The 22,818-nt window shown below is 70.0% G+C and carries 21 protein-coding genes, 1 tRNA gene and 1 pseudogene; 13 read left to right on the forward strand and 10 right to left on the reverse strand.

What is annotated here, in order from left to right; translation table 11 throughout:
• Positions 1 to 21 precede the first annotated feature (21 nt).
• On the forward strand, positions 22 to 600 hold the full coding sequence (locus tag AB0M95_RS34065) for a hypothetical protein (RefSeq protein ID WP_363773683.1): 579 nt from the start codon (positions 22 to 24) through the stop codon (positions 598 to 600).
• Between the two features lie 21 nt (positions 601 to 621).
• Here AB0M95_RS34065 and AB0M95_RS34070 read toward each other — a convergent pair whose 3' ends face one another.
• The 4 genes from AB0M95_RS34070 to AB0M95_RS34085 all read right to left on the reverse strand — a co-directional run bounded on the left by AB0M95_RS34070 (position 622) and on the right by AB0M95_RS34085 (position 5,915).
• Positions 622 to 1,500, reverse strand: coding sequence for an NUDIX hydrolase (locus tag AB0M95_RS34070; protein WP_363773686.1), 879 nt, complete (start codon positions 1,498 to 1,500; stop codon positions 622 to 624).
• A 35-nt stretch (positions 1,501 to 1,535) separates the two neighbouring features.
• Positions 1,536 to 3,626, reverse strand: a complete 2,091-nt coding sequence (locus AB0M95_RS34075) for an RNA degradosome polyphosphate kinase (protein WP_363773689.1) — start codon at positions 3,624 to 3,626, stop codon at positions 1,536 to 1,538.
• Between the two features lie 77 nt (positions 3,627 to 3,703).
• Complete coding sequence (locus AB0M95_RS34080) at positions 3,704 to 4,837, reverse strand: TetR family transcriptional regulator (RefSeq protein WP_363773692.1); 1,134 nt, start codon at positions 4,835 to 4,837, stop codon at positions 3,704 to 3,706.
• 139 nt (positions 4,838 to 4,976) lie between these two features.
• On the reverse strand, positions 4,977 to 5,915 hold the full coding sequence (locus AB0M95_RS34085) for an acyl-CoA desaturase (protein ID WP_363773695.1): 939 nt from the start codon (positions 5,913 to 5,915) through the stop codon (positions 4,977 to 4,979).
• Between the two features lie 385 nt (positions 5,916 to 6,300).
• Here AB0M95_RS34085 and AB0M95_RS34090 point away from each other — a divergent pair.
• The 6 genes from AB0M95_RS34090 (at position 6,301) to AB0M95_RS34115 (ending at position 11,542) form a co-directional block, all read left to right on the forward strand.
• A tRNA-Gln gene (locus AB0M95_RS34090) sits at positions 6,301 to 6,373 on the forward strand.
• A 203-nt stretch (positions 6,374 to 6,576) separates the two neighbouring features.
• Entirely contained in the window at positions 6,577 to 8,088 is a 1,512-nt protein-coding gene (gene glmU, locus AB0M95_RS34095; protein WP_363773698.1) for a bifunctional UDP-N-acetylglucosamine diphosphorylase/glucosamine-1-phosphate N-acetyltransferase GlmU, read from the forward strand.
• Positions 8,089 to 8,167: 79 nt separating this feature from the next.
• Complete coding sequence (locus tag AB0M95_RS34100) at positions 8,168 to 9,160, forward strand: ribose-phosphate diphosphokinase (protein ID WP_363773701.1); 993 nt, start codon at positions 8,168 to 8,170, stop codon at positions 9,158 to 9,160.
• A 293-nt stretch (positions 9,161 to 9,453) separates the two neighbouring features.
• Positions 9,454 to 10,056 carry a 50S ribosomal protein L25/general stress protein Ctc gene (locus AB0M95_RS34105; protein ID WP_363773704.1) on the forward strand — a complete coding sequence of 201 codons (603 nt, stop codon included), beginning with the start codon at positions 9,454 to 9,456 and terminating at the stop codon, positions 10,054 to 10,056.
• A gap of 97 nt (positions 10,057 to 10,153) precedes the next feature.
• Complete coding sequence (gene pth, locus AB0M95_RS34110) at positions 10,154 to 10,750, forward strand: aminoacyl-tRNA hydrolase (RefSeq protein ID WP_363773707.1); 597 nt, start codon at positions 10,154 to 10,156, stop codon at positions 10,748 to 10,750.
• A 180-nt stretch (positions 10,751 to 10,930) separates the two neighbouring features.
• Entirely contained in the window at positions 10,931 to 11,542 is a 612-nt protein-coding gene (locus AB0M95_RS34115; RefSeq protein WP_363773710.1) for a hypothetical protein, read from the forward strand.
• A gap of 90 nt (positions 11,543 to 11,632) precedes the next feature.
• On the opposite strand, the gene AB0M95_RS34120 is transcribed toward AB0M95_RS34115, so the two are convergent.
• Both AB0M95_RS34120 and AB0M95_RS34125 read right to left on the reverse strand, forming a co-directional pair.
• Positions 11,633 to 12,220, reverse strand: coding sequence for a hypothetical protein (locus AB0M95_RS34120; RefSeq protein WP_363773743.1), 588 nt, complete (start codon positions 12,218 to 12,220; stop codon positions 11,633 to 11,635).
• A gap of 793 nt (positions 12,221 to 13,013) precedes the next feature.
• Positions 13,014 to 13,742, reverse strand: a pseudogene (locus AB0M95_RS34125) (AfsR/SARP family transcriptional regulator); the annotation flags it as partial.
• Between the two features lie 374 nt (positions 13,743 to 14,116).
• On the opposite strand from AB0M95_RS34125, the gene AB0M95_RS34130 reads away from it, so the two are divergent.
• The 4 genes from AB0M95_RS34130 (at position 14,117) to cysN (ending at position 18,691) form a co-directional block, all read left to right on the forward strand.
• The gene (locus tag AB0M95_RS34130) at positions 14,117 to 15,469 is read left to right on the forward strand and encodes a sugar transferase (RefSeq protein ID WP_358526994.1); all 1,353 of its coding nucleotides are present in this window, start codon (positions 14,117 to 14,119) and stop codon (positions 15,467 to 15,469) included.
• Between the two features lie 79 nt (positions 15,470 to 15,548).
• Entirely contained in the window at positions 15,549 to 16,346 is a 798-nt protein-coding gene (locus AB0M95_RS34135) for a 3'(2'),5'-bisphosphate nucleotidase CysQ (RefSeq protein WP_358526933.1), read from the forward strand.
• Between the two features lie 16 nt (positions 16,347 to 16,362).
• The gene (gene cysD, locus AB0M95_RS34140; protein WP_363773713.1) at positions 16,363 to 17,277 is read left to right on the forward strand and encodes a sulfate adenylyltransferase subunit CysD; all 915 of its coding nucleotides are present in this window, start codon (positions 16,363 to 16,365) and stop codon (positions 17,275 to 17,277) included.
• A 151-nt stretch (positions 17,278 to 17,428) separates the two neighbouring features.
• Positions 17,429 to 18,691: a sulfate adenylyltransferase subunit CysN gene (cysN, locus tag AB0M95_RS34145; protein WP_358526930.1), complete on the forward strand. Its 1,263-nt coding sequence runs from the start codon at positions 17,429 to 17,431 to the stop codon at positions 18,689 to 18,691.
• A 103-nt stretch (positions 18,692 to 18,794) separates the two neighbouring features.
• Here the strand turns inward: cysN and AB0M95_RS34150 are convergent, their stop codons facing one another.
• The 3 genes from AB0M95_RS34150 to AB0M95_RS34160 form a co-directional block, all read right to left on the reverse strand.
• Positions 18,795 to 19,238 carry a PIN domain-containing protein gene (locus tag AB0M95_RS34150; protein WP_363773716.1) on the reverse strand — a complete coding sequence of 148 codons (444 nt, stop codon included), beginning with the start codon at positions 19,236 to 19,238 and terminating at the stop codon, positions 18,795 to 18,797.
• Positions 19,208 to 19,450, reverse strand: a complete 243-nt coding sequence (locus tag AB0M95_RS34155; RefSeq protein ID WP_363773719.1) for a CopG family transcriptional regulator — start codon at positions 19,448 to 19,450, stop codon at positions 19,208 to 19,210. The genes AB0M95_RS34150 and AB0M95_RS34155 overlap by 31 nt, the downstream gene beginning before the upstream one ends.
• Positions 19,451 to 19,596: 146 nt before the next feature.
• Positions 19,597 to 19,872: a hypothetical protein gene (locus AB0M95_RS34160; RefSeq protein WP_363773722.1), complete on the reverse strand. Its 276-nt coding sequence runs from the start codon at positions 19,870 to 19,872 to the stop codon at positions 19,597 to 19,599.
• 539 nt (positions 19,873 to 20,411) lie between these two features.
• Here AB0M95_RS34160 and AB0M95_RS34165 point away from each other — a divergent pair.
• Both AB0M95_RS34165 and AB0M95_RS34170 read left to right on the forward strand, forming a co-directional pair.
• A complete protein-coding gene (locus tag AB0M95_RS34165; RefSeq protein ID WP_363773725.1) occupies positions 20,412 to 20,993 on the forward strand; it encodes a sigma-70 family RNA polymerase sigma factor in 582 nt (193 codons plus the stop codon).
• Between the two features lie 2 nt (positions 20,994 to 20,995).
• Complete coding sequence (locus AB0M95_RS34170; RefSeq protein WP_363773728.1) at positions 20,996 to 22,054, forward strand: LCP family protein; 1,059 nt, start codon at positions 20,996 to 20,998, stop codon at positions 22,052 to 22,054.
• A gap of 244 nt (positions 22,055 to 22,298) precedes the next feature.
• On the opposite strand, the gene AB0M95_RS34175 is transcribed toward AB0M95_RS34170, so the two are convergent.
• The coding region (locus tag AB0M95_RS34175) for an ATP-binding protein (RefSeq protein ID WP_363773731.1) at positions 22,299 to 22,818 on the reverse strand (520 nt) is incomplete at its 5' end.

Below are 22,818 nucleotides of genomic sequence, written 5' to 3' on the forward strand. Positions count from 1 at the left end.
CTGTAGAAGGTGGGGCAGAGCGTGAGCAGGCAAGCCTACGAGGCGCTGGCCGACATCGCCGCCACCGCCCGCGCGGCCTACGCTGGCGGGGCGCACCTACGGTTGCGGGTGCGCTCCTCGGGCATCGTCCATCAGGTCGCCATGACCCGCTGGCTCGGCGGCCACCTGATGCCCGGCCCGGCGTGCATGGTCGGCGTCAACGGCTGGGACCCCGGCGCCGCCCACCCCGACCACGGGCCCGTCACCTGCCGCCGCTGCCTCAAGCTCCAGGGGCGGGACGACGTCGACCAGGGGCAGCTCGACCTGTTCGACGCCCCGCCTCCGGTCCGCGGCCGCAGCAGATTCCCGCCTGGTGACCCGCGCAGGCACCTAGGTGCTTGCCTACACAACCACCTATCTACCTACCTAGGCGGGCAGGCGGAGGTTTTCCGACACGCCTACACTCCCCATCACCTGGTCGTTGACCGCGTTGAGGTTTTTCGGGACTTTCGCGACACCTCTACGCGCGCGCACGGGCGCGGGTGGCCTGACCGGCGAGGTGGCCGGGGGTCCTGGCGGCGGGGCAGGCTCATGTGCCGGGGCCCGGGCAGGCCCACGTGACCGGCCGGGACCTGGATGGTCTCAGGTACGGTAGCGCTCCGCCGCCACGATCCGCCCGTCCGTGTGGTGCAGCACCGCGAGGCCGCCCTTGCCCAGGTGCGTGTCGTCCAGGTGCGGGCCCGAGCGTTGTCCGAGCAGTCCCTCGATCAGCTCGGGCAGCACCTTGCCGTGGCTGCACACCAGCGCGGGCTCGCCCGCGTCGACCAGCTTGGACGTGAGGGCGAGCGTCGCGGGCGCGTCGTAGTCGGTCTCGGTCAGCAGGTGGTCGGTGCCGATCCGCAGCAGTTCCCTGGCCGCGTACGGCACCAGCGTCTGGACGCACCGCTTGCTCGGCGAGCTGAGCAGCGTGGCGGGACGGTAGCCGTACAGCACCTCGGCCAGGCAGCGGGACTGCTCCTCGCCCTCCTTGTCGATCGGCCGCAGGTCGTCGTCGCCGGTCCATTCCTCGCGCTCGCCGGCGCTGGCGTGCCGGACCAGCACCAGCGGCGTCGTCTCCAGCGGCGCGTCCAGCAGGCTCGCCAGCATCCCGGCGTCCACCTCGTACGACATGCGGGCCCGCGCCTGGTCCAGCGGCAGCCATTCCAGGCCGTCCACCTCGTCGGAGGGCAACTCGGCGACCTGCGCGACGGCGCGCGCCGTCCAGTAGTCCACGCGCTTGGGCCGCCCGTCCTTCAGGTAGTGGATGGTCGGCAGGCGGCGGCCGAGGACGATGCCGAGGCCCGTCTCCTCGGCCACCTCGCGCAGCGCCCCCGCGATCATGTGCTCGCCGGGCAGCAGCTTGCCCTTGGGCAGCGACCAGTCGTCGCGCCGCGGCCTGTGGATGACGGCGATCTCGGGATCGTCGCTCGCCCCGCGCCACACCACGGCCCCGGCGGCCCGGATCAGCGTGTCAGTGTCCATGGCCTCGCTCCGCTCGGCGTGTTCGGGGGGGCGCGTCAGTCATCGATGCTCCTCCACCGCCTGCTTCCTATCAGGTGGGACTGCAGATCAAGGAGAGGCTCGCCGTTCTCGCCCGTGTGGTGGCGAACCCAGGTGCCGTCGCCGTCGAGCCACCAGCTGCTCGTGGTGTCGGTCATGGCGAGGTCGAGCATCTCCGACAGGTACGCGCGCTGCCGGGCGCTGCTCACCTTGACCAGCGCCTCCACCCGGCGCTCGAAGTTGCGGCGCATCAGGTCGGCGCTGCCGATCCAGATCTCGGGCCTGCGTCCGCCGCCGAACTCGTAGATGCGCGAGTGCTCCAGGAACCGCCCGAGGATGCTGCGCACGCGGATGGTCTCCGACAGGCCCGGGATGCCGGGCCGCAGCGTGCACACGCCCCGGACGATGAGGTCCACGGGGACGCCCGCGTTGGACGCCTTGTACAGCGCGTCGATCAGCGGCTCGTCCACCAGCGAGTTGGCCTTGATCCGGATCCGCGCGGGGCGGCCGGCGCGGTGGTGGGCGATCTCGCGGTCGATGCGGGTCAGCAGGCCGTCGCGCAGGGCGTGCGGGGCGACCAGCAGCCGCCGGTAGGCCGAGTGCAGGCTGTAGCCGGTGAGGTGGATGAACAGGTCGGTGAGGTCCTCGCCGAGCAGCGGGTCGGCCGTGAGCAGGCCGAAGTCCTCGTACTGGCGCGCGGTCTTGGGGTTGTAGTTGCCCGTGCCGATGTGGCAGTACTGGCGCAGCTCGCCGGAGGCCTCCTGCCGGACGACCAGCGCGATCTTGGCGTGCGTCTTCAGCCCGAGCACGCCGTAGACCACGTGGCAGCCGGCCTTCTCCAGCTTGCGCGCCCACTTGATGTTGGCGTGCTCGTCGAACCGCGCCTTGATCTCCACGACGACCACGACCTGCTTGCCGGCCTCGGCGGCGTCGATCAGCGCGTCCACGATCGGCGATTCGCCGCTGGTGCGGTACAACGTCTGCTTGATGGCGATGACGTTCGGGTCGGCCGCCGCGTCCTCGATGAACCGCTGGACGCTGGTGGCGAACGAGTCGTAGGGGTGGTGCAGCAGGATGTCGCGTTCGCGCAGCGTCGTGAACAGGTCGTCCTCGGCGTGCAGGGTCTCGGCGGGGACGAACGGCGGGAAGCTCAGCTCGCCGCGCTCCAGGTCGGCGATGGCGTGCAGGCCGGACAGGTCGAGCGGGCCGGGGAGCCGGTAGATCTCGTAGTCGTTGACGTCGAGCTCGTCGACCAGGAGCTCCAGCACCTCGGGGGTGATCGTGTCCTCGACCTCCAGGCGGACGGGGAGGCCGAAGCGGCGCATGAGCAGCTCCTTCTCCAGCGCCTTCATGAGGTTCTCGGTGACGTCCTCGTCGACTTCCAGGTCCTCGTTGCGGGTCACCCGGAAGACGTGGTGCTCGACGATCTCCATGCCTTTGAAGAGCTGGCCGAGGTGGGCCGCGATCACGTCCTCCATCGGGACGAAGCGGTCCTTGGCGACGGCGACGAAGCGGGGGAGCTGCGAGGGGACCTTGACCCGGGCGAACACGGTGTTGCCCGTGCTCGGGTTGCGCACGGTGACGGCGAGGTTGAGCGAGAGGCCCGAGATGTACGGGAACGGGTGGGCGGGGTCGACCGCGAGGGGGGTGAGCACGGGCCGGATGCGCTCGCGGAAGAGCTTGCGCATCGCGGTGCGCTCGTCCCGGCTGAGGTCGTCCCAGCGCACGATGTCGATGCCCACGCCGGTGAGCTGCGGGCAGATCTGCTTGTGGTAGACCGCCGCGTGGCGCCGCGCGAGGTCGTCCGCGATCTTGGCGATCTTGACGAGCTCCTCGCGGGGCTTCATCCCGCTCTTCGTGCGCAGCAGCAGGCCGGTGGCCATGCGGCGTTTGAGCCCCGCCACGCGCACCCGGAAGAACTCGTCCAGGTTGCTGGCGAAAATGGCGAGGAAACGGACCCGTTCCAGCAGGGGAACATCAGGATCTTCGGCCAGCTCCAGCACTCGCTCGTTGAAGTGGAGCCAGCTCTCCTCGCGGTTGAGGAAACGGTCCTGAGGGAGGGGCAGGTCGTGTCCTGCAGGGGTGGGCGGCACGATCTCGACGGACATATGTCCAAAATGCCCTATATAATTGAACGACACGTTAACTTTTCAGCAACGACGGTTTTACTTGCCGGGGGATTTGATCACGGTTGGCCGTCCTCGCCGTGCTCACCCGCCGGGCCGAGCTCCGGGCGCCGGGGTATCTGCACCCGTTCGACCAGGTCTACCCTCTCGACGAGTTCCACACGCTCGCCGTGCCCGGCGGCGTGGGGGCTGCGGGTGGTGTCCCGATCGGATTGCTTGGCCTCCTGGGCGCGCTGCTTCTCACGCTCGCGCAGCAGCTTCTCGCGCTCGCGCTGCTCGCGGGCCCGCAGCCGTTCCTGCTCGCGCCGCTCCCGGGCGAGCGCCTTCTCCTGCTCGCGCGCCAGCTTCTCCTGCTCGCGCTGCTCGCGCGCGCGGATCTTCTCCTGCTCCTTGGCCTCGCGCTCGCGTGCGCGCTCCTGCTCCTTGAGGTCCTTCTCGCGCGCGCGTTCGAGCTCTTTGAGGTCCTTCTCGCGGGCCTTCTCCAGGCCCTTGAGCTCCTTGCCGGTGAGCGCGAAGGCGCCGTTGAGCTCGATGGCGGGCTGCGGGACGGGCCTGGCGCGCGTGGAGGCGGCGGTCAGCCGGGGCTGCGGCTCCAGCCGGGTGAGGCCGTTCCACGCGAGGTTGACCAGGTGCGCGGCCACCTCCTCGCGGTCGGGCCTGCGGGCGTCCAGCCACCACTGGCCGGTGAGCGCCACCATGCCGACGAGCATCTGCGCGTACATCGGGGCGAGGGTGGGCAGGTATCCGCGGTCGGCGAACTCGTCGGCGAGGACGTCCTCGACCTGGCCGGCGATGTCGCTGATGAGGCTCGCGAACGTGCCGGTCCCGGAGGCGGCGTGGGAGTCGCGCACGAGGATGCGGAAGCCCTCGCTGGACTCCTCGACGTACTGCAGAAGCGCGAGCGCGGCACGTTCCAGCCGGATCCTCGGGTGGCCCGCCTGCAGCGCCACGGCCGTGAGGCTGAGAAGCCGCTGCATCTCGCGGTCCACCACGACGGCGTAGATGCCCTCTTTGCCGCCGAAGTGCTCGTAGACGACCGGCTTGGACACCTGGGCGCTGGCCGCGATCTCTTCGATGGACGTGCCGTCGAAGCCCTTCTCGGCGAAGAGGGTGCGGCTGACCCGGATCAGTTGCTCCCTGCGCTCCTTACCCGTCATGCGGACGCGTCCACGGGGGGTGGAGGACTCGGTCATGGGTCTAATAATGCTGGGCCCTGCGGGTGAGGCAACCGCAATAGTGGTGGTTTGAGGGGTTGTACCCGAATCTGGGAGGCGGGCCGGGAGATTGCCGGACGTTCGGGCCGCCAGGGGGCGGCCCGACCGAGAGGGCAGATCAGACACGCCGTTTGGCCGCCAGACGCTCGGGAGTGGGCCACCGGACGTCGGTCGCCCAGCCTGCCTGCTCGAACCAGCGGATCACGCGGGCGCTCGAGTCGATCTGCCCCTTGAGCGCGCCGTGACGGGCCGAGGTCGGGTCGCAGTGGTGCAGGTTGTGCCAGGACTCGCCAAAGGACGGGATCGCGAGCCACCAGACGTTGCGGGACTTGTCACGCACCTCGAACGCCTCGTCGCCGAACACGTGGCAGACCGAGTTGATCGACCAGGTGACGTGGTGGAGCAGGCCGATGCGCACCAGGCTGCCCCAGAAGAACGCGGTCACCGCGCCCATGAACGACCAGGTCACCAGGCCGCCGATGACCCCGGGCAGGATCAGCGAGGCGGCGACGAGCCAGGGGAACGCGTTGTGGATGCGGTTGACGTCCTTGTCGTTGATCAGGTCCTTGGCGAAGCGCTCGCGGTTGGTGCGCTCGGAGGAGAACATCCAGCCGACGTGGGCGAACAGCAGCCCCTTGGTCAGGGCCTTCCAGTCGCTGCCGAAGCGCCACGGCGAGTGCGGGTCGCCCTCCTTGTCGGAGTACTTGTGGTGGCGGCGGTGGGTGGCCACCCAGTCGATGACGCCCATCTCCAGCGAGAGGCTGCCCGCGATGGCGAGGACGATCTTCAGGGGCCGGTTGGCCTTGAACGAGCCGTGGGTGAAGTAGCGGTGGAATCCGACGGTGACGCCGAACCCGCTGATGGCGTAGAACACCGCGGTGATCGCGACGTCCGTCCAGCTCAGGAAGCTCCCCCACATCAGCGGGATGGCCGCCAGCAGCGCGAGGAACGGCACCGAGACGAAGACGACGAGCAGGACGCGCTCGAAGTTCGACTTCGGCTCCGGTTCGAGATCGGGACGCGGCGGCGGGGTCGCGCGGTCTGCGACGACGGTCATGGGCTACCTCACGTGTTCGGTAGAGCGGACGATCTGGAGCTACGTAACCGTAACCTACGGCATCGTAAGTTAGGAATCCCTAAGCCTGGAATGTGGGGAAGATGAAGGTTCGCGCGCCATCCGGTGGCGGATCCACGTCTTGCGCATTCATCCCCAAACCTGGTAAAGGGACACATCCGCATATGCCAATGACCTGGTCCGCGCTCCCGTGCTCCCGCGTGCCCGGCGCGAAGGCTGCGCATTCCACGACTTCCGCTCCCTTGCCGCCCGCGCGGTATCCACGCCTCAGAGCCCCCCTGCCCCGGAGCCGGGCGGCAATGCGTTGGGCGGCAAGGGCGTTGGATGGGTATCCTTGTCACCGCGGTTTGGGAAGGTCGCGAATCGGTCCGGCGTAGGGTAATTGGCAGCCCACCTGCCTTTGGAGCAGGGTTGTCCTGGTTCGAGTCCAGGCGCCGGAACTTTTCTTCTCCTCATCCGTCGCGGGCGCCACGCGGCGATGTCCTGGCAGGGCCGGGCCCTTCACGGAGGGGCCCGCGACCCGCCCGGCGGGCGGCGGGTAAGCTCGCGGTGTCGGGTGGGTGGCGGTGCGGTGCCCAGGGGGTTACCGCGCGTCGTCCCGCTCTGTCATGTCTCAGCCGCGACGCCGAGGGAGCCTCGTTCCGTGAGTGTGCCGCGCCCGGCAGCCGTCATCGTCCTCGCCGCGGGCGAGGGCACCCGCATGAAGTCCTCCACCCCCAAGGTCCTGCACGAACTGTGCGGTCGTCCCCTGGTCGACCACGTGCTGGCCGCCGCGCGAGGCCTAGCCCCCGAGCGCCTCATCGTCGTGGTCGGCCACGCCCGCGAGCAGGTCCAGGCCCATCTCGCCGCCTCCGGCCCGGACGCCCGCGCCGTCGTCCAGGCCGAGCAGAACGGCACCGGTCACGCCGTGCGCACCGTCCTGGAGGCGGTCGGCACCATCAACGGAACGGTCCTGGTCACCTACGGCGACACGCCCTTGCTGCGCACCGAGACCATGGCCGAACTCCTCGTCACCCACGCCGCCGACGGCAACGCCGTCACCGTCCTGACCGCCGAGGTCCCCGACCCCACCGGCTACGGGCGCATCATCCGCGACGCGACCGGCGCCGTGCTGGAGATCATCGAGGAGCGCGACGCCACCCCCGAGCAGCGGGTCATCCGCGAGATGAACTCCGGCGTGTACGCCTTCGACGGGCTGCTGCTCGCCGACGCCGTCAAACGCGTCTCCACGGCCAACTCCCAGGGCGAGGAGTACCTCACCGACGTGCTGTCGATCCTCCGCGAGGACGGGCACCGCGTCGGCGCGTACGTCGCGGCCGACCACATCGAGGTCGAGGGCGTCAACGACCGCGTCCAGCTCTCCTTCGCCCGCGGGGTGCTCAACACCCGCATCCTCCACGCCCACATGCGCGCCGGCGTCACCATCGTCGACCCCGCCTCCACCTGGGTGGACGTGGACGTCGCGATCGACCGGGACGTCGTCGTCCACCCCGGCACCCAGCTCCACGGCCGCACGGCCGTCGCCTCCGGCGCCGAGGTCGGGCCCGCCACCACCCTCACCGACACCACCGTCGGCGAGGGCGCCGTCGTGCGCAACGCCGTCTGCGAGGGCGCCGAGATCGGCCCCGGCGCGTCGGTCGGCCCGTACGCCTACCTGCGGCCCGGAACGATCCTTGGCCCGGGCTCCAAGGCCGGCACCTACGTCGAGATGAAGAACGCCCGCGTCGGCGCCAGGTCCAAGGTCCCGCACCTCACCTACGTCGGCGACGCCACCATCGGCGAGGGCTCCAACATCGGCGCGTCCAGCGTCTTCGTGAACTACGACGGCGTGCGGAAGCATCACACGACCGTCGGCGACCACGTCCGGGTCGGCAGCGACAACATGCTCGTCGCCCCGGTCACCATCGGCGACGGCTCCTACACCGCGGCCGGCTCCGTCATCACCAACGACGTTCCGCCGGGGGCGATGGCGGTGGGCCGCGCGCGTCAGCGCACCATCGAAGGGTGGGTCGCGCGCCGGCGCGCCGGCACGGCTTCGGCCGAGGCGGCGCAGCGCGCCCTGGACGGCTCGGCCACGCAACCGGCCGAAGCCGCCCGACCGGCGGGTGATCAAGACGGGCCCGCCGGGGAACAACATCGGGAGAGCACCAAATGAAACAACGCGGCGAGCGAGCCGAGAACTGCGGCGTCGCGTCGCGGAGACGTCCGGCGGGCCGTAAGGAGAGGAGGGCAGCGTGAGCGACAAGAAGACGACCGGCAAGAAGACGACCGGTGAGAAGCACTTGATGTTCTTCTCCGGCCGGGCCTACCCGGAGCTGGCCGAGGAAGTGGCCAAGGACCTCGGCATCGACGTCACCCCGACCAGGCTCCACGACTTCGCCAACGGCGAGATCTACGCCCGCTACCTCGAATCCGTGCGGGGCAGCGACGCGTTCGTCATCCAGAGCCACACCGAGCCCATCAACAAGTGGGTCATGGAGCAGCTGATCATGGTGGACGCCCTCAAGCGGGCGTCGGCCAAGCGCATCACCGTGGTCCTGCCCTTCTTCGGCTACTCCCGGCAGGACAAGAAGGGCCGCGGCCGCGAGCCGATCACGGCCCGGCTCATGGCCGACCTGTTCAGGACCGCGGGCGCCGACCGGCTCATGTCGGTCGACCTGCACACCCCGCAGATCCAGGGCTTCTTCGACGGCCCGGTGGACCACCTGTTCGCCTTGCCCGTGCTCCACCGCTACCTCAGCGACAAGCTCGACCCGGCGACCACGACCATCGTCTCGCCCGACACCGGCCGCGTCCGCCTCGCCGAGCGCTGGGCCGACCAGCTCGGCACCGCCGTCGCGTTCATCCACAAGCGGCGCGATCTGGACGTCGCCAACGAGGTGAAGGTCCACGAGGTCGTCGGCCAGGTCAGAGACCGCACCTGTGTGCTGATCGACGACATGATCGACACCGGCGGCTCGATCACCAAGGCGGCCGACGCCCTGTACGAGCAGGGCGCCACCAACATCATCGTCGCCGCCACCCACGCGATCTTCTCCAACCCTGCCGTGGACCGGCTGAAGAACTCGCGCATCTCCGAGGTCGTCGTCACCAACACACTGCCCATCCCCGAAGAGAAGCGCTTCGACAAGCTCACCGTCCTGTCGATCGCCCCGCTGATCGCCCGCGCCATCAGCGAGGTCTTCAACGACGGCTCGGTGACCAGCCTCTTCGAGGGCGACGCCTGACCCCGTTCGGGGCGCCGACCCCAAAGCGCCCCGAACCCGCCGTGCCGGAGGCGCGGCCATAAGCCCGTTCGGGGCGCGGCGGTGTTCTGGAGTCCTCAGGCGCAAGGGTGAGGGACGATCCCTTGCGCCTGAGGACGGAAGAACATCGCCTAAAGGGGCGCCCCGAACCGCCGAGCGGAGCGAGGCAATAGGCAGGGCACGGTAGTCTTAGAGGGTTGTCCGCGCTCGTAACGCCTACCGCTAGGGCGGGTGAGGGTGAGCGCTTGGAATCCCAGACTCCCTAGGAGATCACCGTGTCCGAGGTACGTATCGCCGCCGAGCCGCGCACCGAGTTCGGCAAGGGCGCCGCGCGCAAGATCCGCCGCGCCGACAAGGTCCCCGCCGTTCTCTACGGACACGGCATCGAGCCCAAGCACCTCACACTGCCCGGCCACGAGCTGCTGCTCGCCCTGCGCACGCCGAACGTGCTCATCCGCCTCCAGGGTGACGGCGTCAACGAGATCGCGCTGCCCAAGGGCGTCCAGCGCGACCCGATCAAGGGCTTCCTGGAGCACGTCGACCTGCTGCTCGTGAAGCGCGGCGAGAAGGTCACCGTCGAGATCCCGGTCACCACCATCGGCGACATCGCCCCGGGCGGCCTGCTCGACCACCAGACCCTCACCGTCGCCGTCGAGGCCGAGGCCACCCACATCCCGACCGGTGTCGAGGTCGACATCGAGGGCCTGGAGGTCGGCGCCGTCATCACCGCCGGCGACCTGAAGCTCCCGCAGGGCTCCAGCCTCGCCGCCGACGCCGAGACCGTCGTGCTGCAGGTCGCGGTCCTCCCGACGGCCGCGACCGAGGAGGCCGCGGAGGGCGAGGCCGAGGCCGCGTCCGGCGAGGCCGCCGCGGAGTAATCTCCCGTATCGTCGTCAGGGCAGCCACGCGCGGCGGGCTGCCCTGTTCGATGTCCGCGGCCATCCGCCGGGCGCCAAGTGAACGGAGAGATATGTCGTGGACCGCTGGTTGATCGTCGGCCTGGGCAATCCCGGCCCCGAGTACGCCGGTAACCGGCACAACGCCGGGTTCATGGTGCTGGACGAGCTCGCCGCGCGCGTCGGCGGCCGCTTCAAGACGCACAAGGCGCACGCCGAGGTCGTCGAGGGGCGTCTCGCGGGCGCCTCCGTCGTGCTGGCCAAGCCGCGGTCGTACATGAACCTCTCGGGCGGGCCGGTCAAGTCTCTGGCCGACTTCTTCAAGGTCGTCCCGGCGAACATCATCGTCGTCCACGACGAGCTGGACATCCCGTACGGCGCGCTGCGCGTCAAGCTCGGCGGCGGCGACAACGGGCACAACGGCCTGCGTTCGATCACCAAGTCCCTCGCCACCAAGGACTACCTGCGCGTCCGCTTCGGCGTGGGCCGCCCGCCGGGCCGCATGGACGCCGCCGACTTCGTCCTGCGTGACTTCGCCACCGCCGAGCGTAAGGACCTTCCCTTCCTGGTCGACCGCGCCGCCGACGTCGCCGAGTCGCTGATCACCAGCGGCCTGGAGGCCACGCAGAACACCTTCCACCCGAGCGACCTGAAGCCGGCGAAGCCGCCACGCTGACGTGGCGGGCACGCGGGCGTCTCCTCCAGCCCGCGCGGAGCCGCGGCAATGCCGCCACAACGCTGGCACAACGCCGCCACAAGGTCGGCGGGATAAACCGGTGATGCTCCGGTCGAGGCCGGCTGGCCGCAGGCCGGCGCGCGTCGTGACAGCGCACCCGGCACCCCCCAAGGAGGACCAGTGAAACGCAGCCGATGGGCGGCCGCTCTGCTCGCTCTTATCGTCTCGGTGCTGCTAGGACAGGTGGCGGTGAGCACACCGGCCTCGGCCGACGGGTATTCGAACTGCATCCCGATCATCCGGAACGGAAGGGTCGTGGACTGCATCCCGATTCCGGTGCTGGTGGACTACCGGTGCCCGACGTGCCCGCCCGAGTTCGCGCTCGACTTCCGTGAGTACACGGTGCTTCCCGAGACGATCAAGATCCAGTACGTCACAGCGCTGACCAGGGGGCTGAGGTCGCTCGACCAGGCGGCGCTGACCACCAACCCCACGGTTCGGCAGCAGCTTCGTGCAGAGGCGCTGAATTCGTTCACCTCCGCCGCCGGGACGCTCGGGAGGAACACGACCGTGAGCGTGGCGCAGGTCGGGTACATCGACATTTACGCCGGTGTTATCAGGCCCGCCGCCATTCCGTGGCTGAGCGCCGCCGGTGTCGACATCGCCGACGGGCTGACCGCGCTGCAGAAGGCCAACGGCGGCCCCTTGCCGGATCCCTGGCGGGACGTGGCGGTGGCGGAGTTCGACGAGGCGTACCAGGAACTCAAGCACCAGGTCGTCATCGGCCCCTGAGACCCGCGGGGTGGGCCCCGGCGACGTCGATGCCGTTGTGGCGGCGGGCGTCGCGACGCCGGGGCCCACCTCCGGCGCCCGGCGGACCGCTCAGGCGCCGCGCGACCCCTGATGGTGGTCGCGCCGATCGAAGTACCTCCGCAGAGCGAGGACGAACCTCGGATCGGTGTCACCGGACGGCCGCGCGGACACCCACGACATCGCCGCCCGCAGGTTGTCGTGTTCGCCGGCGAACCGGTCGAACCGGTCCTGATCTTCGGGCCCGTCCTCATGCCGATCCCCCGCCCGCACGAGGCGGAGGAAGTATGCGGCGTGGGCGTCGCGGGCCTGGGCCTCCTCTTCTGGGACGGTGCGGGCGAGCCGCTCCGCGGCATAGGCCCGTACCGTCTCCAGAAGGCGGTAGCGCGAGCCGGCGCCGTACTGCTCGGCCATGACCACCGATTTGTCCACCAGGGCCCCGAGCACCGTGAGCGTCTCCTCCGGCCACAGCGCCTGGGCGGCGTCGAGGGTGAAGCCCCCGGCGAAGACGGCCAGGCGACGGAACAGCGCCTGTTCGGAGGCGCTGAGCAGTTCGTAATTCCAATCCAATGTCGCGTTCAAGCTGCGGTGACTGGGCATGGTGGCGCTGTCGCTGAACACGTGCAGGCGGTCGCCCAGCCGGTCGGCGATCTCCGACATGGTCAGCATGGGTTTGCGCGCGGCGGCGAGTTCGAGGGCGAGGGGCAGGCCGTCCAGTTCGACGCAGACGCGCGCCAGCGCGTGCGTCCGCTTCGGCGATCCGTGCTCCGGTACGCTCCCACACGCGGGCCTGGAACAGTTGCGCGGACGGGAAGGCCATCACCTCTGCCAGGGTGCCGTGCCGGGAGGGGTCGGGAACCGGTAACGGCGGGATGTGCCGCACGAGTTCGCCGGGGACGGCGAGCCGGATACGCGTGGTGGCGAGCACACGGGCCTTCGGACACGCGCCCAGCAGCCGTCTCACCAGGGAGCGGCACCCTTCCCTCACATGTTCACAATTGTCCAGGACCAGCAGCAGCTCGCGGTCTCGAAGACCGGCGGTGAGCGTCCGCTCGGGATCCGATCCCGGCCGCTCCCGCAGCCCCAGCGAGGCGGCGACCGTGGCGGCGACCATGTGTGGTTCCTTGACGGGAGAAAGGTCGACGAAGCAGGCGCCGTCGGCGAGGTCGCCGGCCACGTGGGAGGCGACGGCGATGCCCAGGCGGGTCTTTCCGCATCCGCCCGCACCGGTCAGGGTGATCAGCCGGTGCGAACCGATGAGGTCGATGATGGCGTCGAGCTCCGGATCCCGGCCGATCAACTCGGTGAGCGGCACGGGCAGGCCGGACGCCGTAGGGGGGCGGCGCAGAACGTCCAGAGCGACCGGGGGTCCTACCTCCCTGGCGTTGTCGGCGAGGATTCCGGCGTGCAGGCTGCGCATCGCCGTCCCCGGTTCGACCCCCAGGTCGGCCGCGAGCACGGCCCGCGCCCGCTGGTAGACGGCGAGCGCCTCGCCCAGCCGTCCGGCCAGGCGCAGCGCCTCCAGCAGCAGTTCCCACAGCCGCTCCCGCAGGGGATGGGCACCGACCAGACGCTCCAGTTCGCCGATCGCCTCCACCGGGTCGGCCGAACGAAGACCCGCCGCCCAGCGATCCTCGGTCGCCGACAGGCGCAGCTCGCGCAGCCGCGCGGCCTCCCCGTCCGCCCACCCCCACACCTGACAGTCCACGAGTACGTCGGCCCGCCACAGGTCCAGCCCTCGGCTCAGCTCCTCGGCCACGCGCGCGGGCTCCTCGCGGGCCGATGCACGCCTCGCCACACTGACATGCCACGCGAAACGCCAGGCGTCCACGGACCTCGGGTCGAGGCCGAGCGAATATCCCCGGCCTCTGGTGGCGAGCACGTCCGGCAGGTCGGCGTCGGCCAGGGCCCGTCGCACCCGGGCGACGTGGCTGCGAAGGCTGGCCAGCGCCGTCACGGGCGGATCTTCCCCCCACAGGCCGTCCACCAGCCGCTCGTAGGTCACGATCTCGCCGACCCGCAACGCCAGCAGCGCGATCAGCGTGCGCTGCCGCACGCCGACCAGTTGGACCCGGCCCGCGGGGCCGAGCACCTCCAGCGGGCCGAGAAGACGCACCACGGCCTTCGGCGGGCGTGCGGCCGACGATCCCGGACGAACAGAGCCCGACGTCGAATCGGTCATCTGGTGACCTCCCCGGTAAATGACTGGATTCCTGACATGTTGGTATGTGTGATTGTTTGACGGCTTCTTACGGGTCACTTGCAAAGCGAGAGAGGCCCGGCCGGACGGCGGTTGGACCGCCGTCGGTGGGCCAGGAATCCACGTCGGCGGTCAGGGGAGTTCCATGAATCGGTCAAGATTGTCGGACCGGCCCGCTAGCATCCTCACGGAAAGTGTCCGGACGGTAGCGGGGAGGCATGGTGGGCGTGGCCGAGAGGCCTGAGGTCTCGGTGCGGAAGCCGCCGCGCGGGCCCGCGGCGCCGTTCGAGGGCTTCGCGGGGCCGTACGGGCGGCCGTGGCTGCCGCGGTGGGTCCGGCGCTACCGCGTCCGCGCCGTGGCGATCGACCTCGTCTGCGGGCTCCTCGCCGGGGCGGCCGCCGTCAACGTCCGGTTCGGCCAGGTCACGCCGTACGTCACCCCCTACCTTGTGCTCAGCCTCGTGCTGCCCGTCCTGTGGGTGTGCCTGCTCGGCCTCAACCGCGCGTACGAGTCGCGGCTGGTCGGGGTCGGGTCCGAGGAGTTCCGGCGCATCTCGCAGTGCGGGTTCCTCCTCACCGCCGGCGTCGCGATCTCCGCCTACGTCACCAAGACCGACCTGGCCCGGGGGTACGTCGTCCTGGCACTCCCGCTCATGACATTGCTCACACTGTGCTGCCGCTACGGGCTGCGCCGCAGGCTCCACGCCATGCGGGCCCGGGGGCGGTGCATGCGCCGCGTGATCGCCGCCGGCCACCGCGCCGCGCTCGCCGACCTGATCCGCCGCTTCCGCGCCGAGCCCTACCACGGCATGGACGTCGTCGGCGTGTGCCTCCCGCGTGAGGACTCCCTCGGCGAGGTCGAGGGCGTGCCGGTCCTCGGCGACTTCACCGACGTCCCCCTGGCGGTCTGCCAGGCCGAGGCCGACACCGTCGCCGTCCTCGCCTGTCCCGAGCTCGACGGCACCGCCCTGCGCCGCCTGGCCTGGCGGCTGGAGAAGACCCGCACCGACCTCGTCGTCGCCCCGGCGCTCATGGAGGTCGCCGGGCCGCGCACGACGATCCGGCCGGTCGCCGGGCTGCCGCTTCTGCACGTCGAGCACCCCGAGCTGGCCGGCACCCGCAGGCTCCTGAAGAACCTCTTCGACCGCACGGTCGCCGCCGTCGCCCTCGCCGTCCTGTTCCCCCTCCTGGCCGCCCTGGCGCTCGCCGTGCGCGCCACCAGCCCTGGCCCGGCCCTGTTCCGCCAGACGCGGGTGGGCAGGGACGGCGCCGAGTTCACCATCCTCAAGCTGCGCACGATGGGCACGGACGCCGAACACCGCAAGATCGACCTCGTCAGCGACGGCGACGGCCTGCTGTTCAAGATCAGGGACGACCCGAGGGTCACCCCGATCGGCGCCTGGTTACGCCGCCACTCGCTGGACGAGCTGCCGCAGCTCGTCAACGTGCTGGTCGGCCACATGTCGCTGGTCGGGCCCCGGCCGCCGCTGCCCGAGGAGGTCGCCGGGTACGGGGACGACGTGCGGCGGCGGCTGGTCGTCCGCCCCGGCATGACCGGCCTGTGGCAGGTGAACGGCAGGTCCGACCTCTCGTGGGAGGAATCGGTACGGTTGGACCTGCGTTATGTCGAGAACTGGTCTCTCACTTTGGATCTTCAGATCCTGTGGAAGACGTGGTCCGCCGTGGCGCGCGGCTCGGGTGCGTACTAGCCCGAGGCGGCAAGCGGCCCGGGTGCGTACCGCCCCCGTGGCCTCGGAACTCGGGGCGGCATGCATGAGGAAGGGCACCGTGACGATACGCGACGACCACGCGCTCGCGAGAGATCTCGCCGCCGAGGCGGGTGAGAGGCTCCTGGCGCTGCGCGCCGGCCAGGGCTTCGGCGACCCCGCCGCGCTGCGCCAGGCGGGCGACCGTGAGTCCCATGTCCACCTCAACGAAGCGCTGTCGCGGTTGCGGCCGAGCGACTACGTCCTGTCCGAGGAGGGCACCCGCGAAGAGCGGCTGCACCCGCGCCGCCGGGTCGCCGACCGCGTGTGGATCATCGACCCGCTCGACGGCACGCGCGAGTTCGGCGAGTCGGGGCGCGCCGACTGGGCCGTCCACGTCGCCCTGTGGCAGCGCGGAGCCGCCCAGAGCGCGGGGGCCCAGGGCGAGCTGGTGGCGGGGGCCGTCGCGCTGCCCGCCCAGGGCGTGACGCTCAGCACGGCCGAGCCGTCCGAGCTGCCCAGGTCCCGCCCGGGCAGAATCCGCATCGCCGTCAGCCGCACGCGGCCGCCCGAGTTCGTCAAGAAGCTGGCCTATCTCGTGGGTGCCGATCTCGTACCCATGGGCTCGGCCGGCGCGAAGATCGTCGCGGTGGTCACCGGCGAGGTGGAGGCGTACGTCCACGCGGGTGGCCAGTACGAATGGGACTCGGCCGCCCCCGTGGCGGTCGCCCGCGCCGCGGGAGCCCACACGAGCCGCATCGACGGGAGTCCCTTGGTCTACAACCAAGAGAACCCCTCGCTGCCGGATATTCTGGTCTCCCTACCGGATCTGGCGCCAACGTTGCTCGCCGGCATCCGCGACGCGCACCGTCAGGGCTAGCCCGGAGGAAGAGCAGATGCTTGCAAGGGACTACACGACATCACAGCTCGACGTCCTCGAGGCTGAGGCGATCCACATCATGCGTGAGGTCGCGGCCGAGTTCGAGCGTCCGTGTCTCCTCTTCTCCGGCGGCAAAGACTCCATCGTCATGCTGCGGATCGCGGAGAAGGCGTTCTGGCCCGCCCCCATCCCGTTCCCGCTCATGCACGTCGACACCGGGCACAACTTCTCCGAGGTGATCGAGTTCCGCGACCGGCGGGTCGCCGAGCTGGGCGCCCGCCTCGTCGTCGCGTTCGTCCAGGCGTCCATCGACGCCGGGCGGGTCGTCGAGGAGACCGGGCGGCGGGCCAGCCGCAACCGGCTGCAGACCACGACGCTGCTCGACGCGATCGAGGAGCACGAGTTCGACGCCGTCTTCGGCGGGGCCCGCCGCGACGAAGAGAAGGCCCGCGCCAAGGAGCGCGTGTTCTCCTTCCGCGACGACTTCGGCCAGTGGGACCCGAAGAACCAGCGGCCCGAGCTGTGGAACCTCTACAACGCGCGCATCCGCAAGGGCGAGCACATCCGCGTCTTCCCCCTGTCCAACTGGACAGAGCTCGACATCTGGGACTACATCCGGCGCGAGGGCATCGAGATCCCGTCCATCTACTTCTCGCACACCCGCACGGTCTTCGAGCGCGACGGCATGCTGCTCGCCGACTCCGACGTCGTCAACCGAGGCGAGGACGAGCCGACCTTCGAGGCCGTCGTGCGCTACCGGACGGTCGGCGACATGACCTGCACCGGAGCCGTCCAGTCCGCCGCCGCCACGGTCGAGCAGATCATCGCCGAGATCGCCGCCACCCGCATCACCGAGCGCGGCGCGACGCGTGCCGACGACCGCGCATCCGAGGCCGCCATGGAGGACCGCAAGAAGGAGGGCTACTTCTGATGCGTTCCCCCTTCTTGGCCCACCCCGGCGGCGCGCTTCGATCCGAGGCGCGCGTCGCGCGCCTGGCCGCTGGTTCCCTCCGGTCCCATGCCCTTGCCGCCTCTCGCCCCGCGCTTCCTCGCCTCGCCGCTACCGATGGAGATCAGCTCTGATGGACATCCTTCGTTTCGCCACGGCGGGTTCCGTCGACGACGGTAAGTCCACGCTCATCGGGCGCCTGCTCTTCGACTCCAAGGCGATCTTCGAGGACCAGCTCGAGGCCGTCGAGCGCACGAGCCGCGACCGGGGCACCGAGTACACCGACCTGTCCCTGCTCACCGACGGCCTGCGGGCCGAGCGCGAGCAGGGCATCACCATCGACGTGGCCTACCGCTACTTCGCCACGCCGAAGCGGAAGTTCATCATCGCCGACACCCCCGGCCACATCCAGTACACGCGCAACATGGTCACCGGCGCGTCCACCGCCGACCTGGCGATCGTGTTGATCGACGCGCGCAAGGGCGTGATCGAGCAGTCCCGCCGCCACGCGTTCCTCACCACCCTGCTGCGGGTGCCCCACCTCGTGCTCGCCGTGAACAAGATGGACCTGGTCGACTACTCGCGCGACCGCTTCGAAGAGATCCGCGAGGAGTTCACGGCGTTCGCGGCGAAGCTCAACGTCGGCGACCTGACCTTCATCCCGATCTCGGCGCTGCACGGCGACAACGTGGTGTCCCGGTCCGAGAACATGCCGTGGTACCAGGGCACCTCCCTGCTCCACCACCTGGAGAACCTGCACATCGCCTCCGACCGCAACCTGGTCGACGTGCGGTTCCCCGTCCAGTACGTGATCCGTCCCCAGCGGGCCAACGACCACGACTTCCACGACTACCGCGGGTACGCCGGGCAGGTCGCGGGCGGCGTGCTCAAGCCGGGCGACGAGGTCATGCACCTCCCGTCCGGCCTGACGACCCGCGTGGCGGCCATCGAGACCTTCGACGGGCCCGTGGACGAGGCGTTCCCGCCGATGTCGGTCACCCTCCGCCTGGAGGACGACATCGACATCTCGCGCGGCGACATGATCTGCCGTCCCAACAACCGGCCGCACGTCGCCCAGGACATCCAGGCCATGGTCTGCTGGATGACCGACGGGCTCAAGCTCGGCCCGCGCTCCAAGCTCGTCATCAAGCACACCACCCGCACGGCCCGCGCGATGGTCCGCGACCTGCACTACCGCCTGGACGTCAACACCTTGCACCGCGACGAGTCCGCAACGTCCCTCGGCCTCAACGAGATCGGCCGCGTCTCCCTGCGCGTCACCCAACCGCTGTTCGTCGACGACTACGCCAGAAACCGCCTGACCGGCGGTTTCATCCTGATCGACGAATCCACCAACGGTACCGTAGGCGCCGGCATGATCGTCGACGCCCGCTGACCCGCGACCGCCTCGGACGATCTTTTGACGCTGTAGCGATCGGCCAGGACGCCCCCTCACCGGAGTCCTGGCCCGACCGCTGGTCGTGTGTGGCAGGAACTTCTCAGGGCAAAAGGGTCATCGCCGCGGCGTGACGTGGACGCACGACGGTGAAATGGCGACGATCCAGCGTGGCGATGTGAGTGATGTTCAGCCGCTCCGCGCACGAAAGAACGGAAGCATCCGCGGTCCCGAGAGGCAGATCGCGATATGTGGAGACCAACTCCGCCATCCGTAGCCAATCCGACGGGTGCACCGGTTGTACGGCAAATACCCCGCGGGCGAAGTCTCCGAGGAACTTGACCTCTGCCTCGGCGCCGAGACGCGTCGCGATGAGATACGCGGCCTCCGCAACCACCAGCGTCGGGACGATCAGTGGTCCGGGGTGGGCTTCGAGCAGCGTCAGGCACTCTTTGTGATGCTTGTCATCGGCATCGACGTACGCGTACAGAGGGCCGGCGTCTACGACGAGAGCGCCTATGACGCCTCCCGGTGACGGCGGGCCCATTCCCGGTCGAGGATCTCGTGAATGCGTTCGGAGATGTCGTCTTCGCCGCTGTGGCCTGCCCCGGCCGCGAGCAATCGCCGCTGGCTGTTGCCGGGTAGATGTGCCTCGATCGCCTCTCGCGTCCACTCGGACACGGTCATGCCGCGTCGCACGGACTCATGCAGCACGCGTGCGGCAAGATCATCCGAAAGCTTTATCGTGGTCCGCTTCACGTATGCCAGCATACTGTCTCACTTTCCGTCACCGTTCGGATTCGCAGAGAATCTGATCGCCCTGGTGACGTCGGCAAGTAACCGAGCCGGACCAAGAACCGGCCGTCCGCCTTGCCGCAGGCGAGGATGTGGGCTCCGCTGTGGTTCTACGACGTCACGGGAACGCGGTCGGGTCGGGCGGGGCCGGTCGTCCACTCCTGGGGGAGGATGACCTCGCCGAACTTCACGGAGAGGTCGTCTTTCGAGCTGTGGTTTGTGCCGCTGATTGTGGCGTTTTCGGGGGATTGGCACGTTCCCGCCGAGAGCAACAGGCGGCAGGCGTCGCTGATCAAGGGATCCTCGATGGCCTCCCGGGACCAGTCCCAGATCATCAGGCTCCAACGCTCGGCCCCATGCGGGGCGCGTACGTCGAGGTCGTCCAATTGCGGCGAAGTGATCATTGTGTGAAGAACCGTTCCAGGACGGGGCGGGGGGCCTTCGGGTTGGCCATGTGGGTCTGGCCTTCGAGGATCAGGCGTTCCGCGTGGGGGAGGGCGGCGGTGCCAACGTCTCACCGGAAAACCGCGCCCCCCTCGCGCATCGTGCCCTCAGCATCGCAGCCGGGTACGACAATTTCCGCGCTCCGATCACGCCCGAGGAGCCCAGTGAGACCTCCCGCTGTGGCTGGAAATCGGTATGCTGGCCCATGTACGCCCCGGGTATCGCTACTGCTGTGCACGCGACCCGGGGCAAGCTGTTTTCGGCACAGTGAACGCTTCTCACTGGTCGGGCGTGTAAGAAGACCCGAGCCGGCTCCACGCCACGAGGTCGGCGTTGGGCGCGATGGCGGCGGTCGGGTCGATCTGCAGCAGAGTCAGATGGCGCACGACATCTGGGGCGTGAACCTGATCCCGGTGTTGTGGCGAGATATGGCCGACATGTCTTCTACGGGAAGGCCGGCCTTCATGCCATGGTGCTTTCGATGACCGCACCGCCCGCCACCCCGGCCTCCGACGCCGAGCTGATCTCCGGCTCGCGGGCCGAGCCGGAGGCGTTCGCGGCGTTGTTCGACCGCTATTCGGCGATGCTGTACCGGTACGTGTCGCGCCGCCTCGGCCCCGAAGTCGCCGAGGATCTGGTCGGCGAGACGTTCCTGGTCGCCTTCCGGCGTCGTGACCGATACGACTTGACCTGCCCGGACGCCCGTCCTTGGCTGTTCGGGATCGTCACCAAGCTCGTCTCCCGCCACCACCGCACCGAGGCGGCTCGCTACAGGGCGCTGACGCGAAGCCCGGTGGAGGTCGTCGCCGAGAGCCCGGCCGACCGGGTGGCCGACGGGGTGACCGCGACGGCGTCCCGCCCGATGCTCGCCGCCGCGCTCGCGGGGCTCTCCAAGGGGGACCGCGACGTCCTCCTGCTGATCGCCTGGGGCGATCTCTCGTACGAGGAGGTGGCGCGGGCGCTCGGCATACCGATCGGCACGGTGCGCTCCCGCCTGAACAGGGCTCGGCGCAAGGTGCGCGAAGCACTCGGCCACACCAACCCGATGCGGGACGAGGAATGACCATGGACGACCTGACGATGCTTCGCGACCTCGGTCGTGACCTGGAGCACGAGCCGCCCGCCACGCTTGTCCGCCAGCGACGCCGCCTCCTCGACGCGGCCACGGGCGTCCGCCGTCGACGGCGCATGCCGGGCTGGGTGGCGCTCGGCCTGGCCGCCGCGCTCACGGCGGTCGTCCTGGCCGTCCCGAGCCTGCTCCTGCGCATGAACGCGGAGAATGTCATGACCGACGTCGGCTCGTCCCCGACTCCGAGGCCCGTCAGGGCGCTCACGATCCTGCTGCTGGGCACAGACGATCGGACGGCGGGGAGCCGTGGGGACCGCGGGGGCGCTCCTGCCGGCTCAGGGCCGGTCTCCGATGCCGTCGTCCTGCTCCACCTGCCCGCCGACCGCAAAGATGTGACGGTGGTCAGCCTGCCGAGGGATCTGCTGGTGCGCATCCCCGACTGCCGGGCCTCACGGGGAACGACGGTGAAGGCCCACGCCGGGGTGATCGGCTCGGCGTTCATGGCGGGCGGCATGCCGTGTCTGGCGAAGACGGTGGAGGAGTCCGCGGACGTCCGCGTCGACCATACGGTGGAGATCCCCTACTCCGGATTCAAGAAGCTGGTGGACGCGCTCGGCGGGGTCGAGGTCACTCTGCCGAAGGCCGTGAACGACCCGAAATCCGGCCTGCGGCTGCCGGCGGGACGCAGTCTCGTCAACGGCGAGCAGGCGCTGGCGTACGCGCGGACGCGGTACGCGCTGGACGACGGGTCCGATCTGGGGCGTATCGAGCGCCAGCAGCACCTCATGGGAGCCCTGCTGAAGAAGGCCGACACGCTGCTCACCGAACCGGAGCGCATGTTCGCGTTCCTCAAAACGGTCACCGAGTCGGTAACCACCGATGCCGGTCTGGACGTCGCGACGATGCTCGCCATAGCCGACGGCATACGGCGCGCGGGGGTCCCCGCCGTCCACACCGTCACCGTGCCGGTACGCCGCAGCGCGTCCGACCCGCACCGGCTCGAACTGAACCGCCCGGCGTCCGACCGCCTCTTCGCCCGACTGCGTGCCGAGTGACGCGCCGCCGTCGATCCGCGCTGGTGAGCGGTGGGTGAGATGAGCCGCAAGTGAGGTGATGAACCCCCGGCGGGGCGCTCCAAGGGGGGCGTGGAGCGGTGTGGCGGCGGAGCGCGGGGAACAATCCGCGCGCCACGACGTCCCGCCGGGGGTGGTCGAAGGGCTCCCACTCCCGGAGTGGGAGGGCTCTCGGCTGAGGTAGGGGAGTCGGGCGGCTGAGGCAGGGGGACGGGCGTGGTGGGAGTCAGGGGATGGCGCAGGGCGCCGGGGTGTCGGCCGGTTCGGTGGCGATTTCGCACCACACGGTGTGGCCGGGGCCGTCCGGGTTGGTGTGGACGTCCCAGCGGCCGTCCGACAGCAGGTCGACGATGGCCAGGCCCCGGCCGCCCTCGGTGAGGAGGAACGCCGGGCCCGTCCTGATGCGCGGGCCCATGGCGGTGAGGCCCGAGTCCGTGACCTCGACCCGCAGGCGGTCGCCGTTCGTCGACAAGCGCAGGACCAGCGTGTTCTCGACGCGAGCGGCGTCCGCGCCGTCGGTACGCGCACCGTCCGTGCCAGCGGCTCCAGAACCGTCGGCACCGGCGGCGAGTGTCCCGTTCGTGTCGCCGGTACGTGGTCGGTCCGTGCTGGTACGGGAGGGTTTCGCGATGCCGGGGCGGGCGTAGCGGAGTACCGGTAGGCCACTGGCGAGGTGCCTGCTGGTGCAGGTCCTTTTCCAGTGGCCCCCGGCCCGAACCGGACGTGCACCGTTTCGATGCATCCGG

Source organism: Sphaerisporangium sp. NPDC051017, from assembly GCF_040683095.1.
Classification (GTDB): domain Bacteria; phylum Actinomycetota; class Actinomycetes; order Streptosporangiales; family Streptosporangiaceae; genus Sphaerisporangium.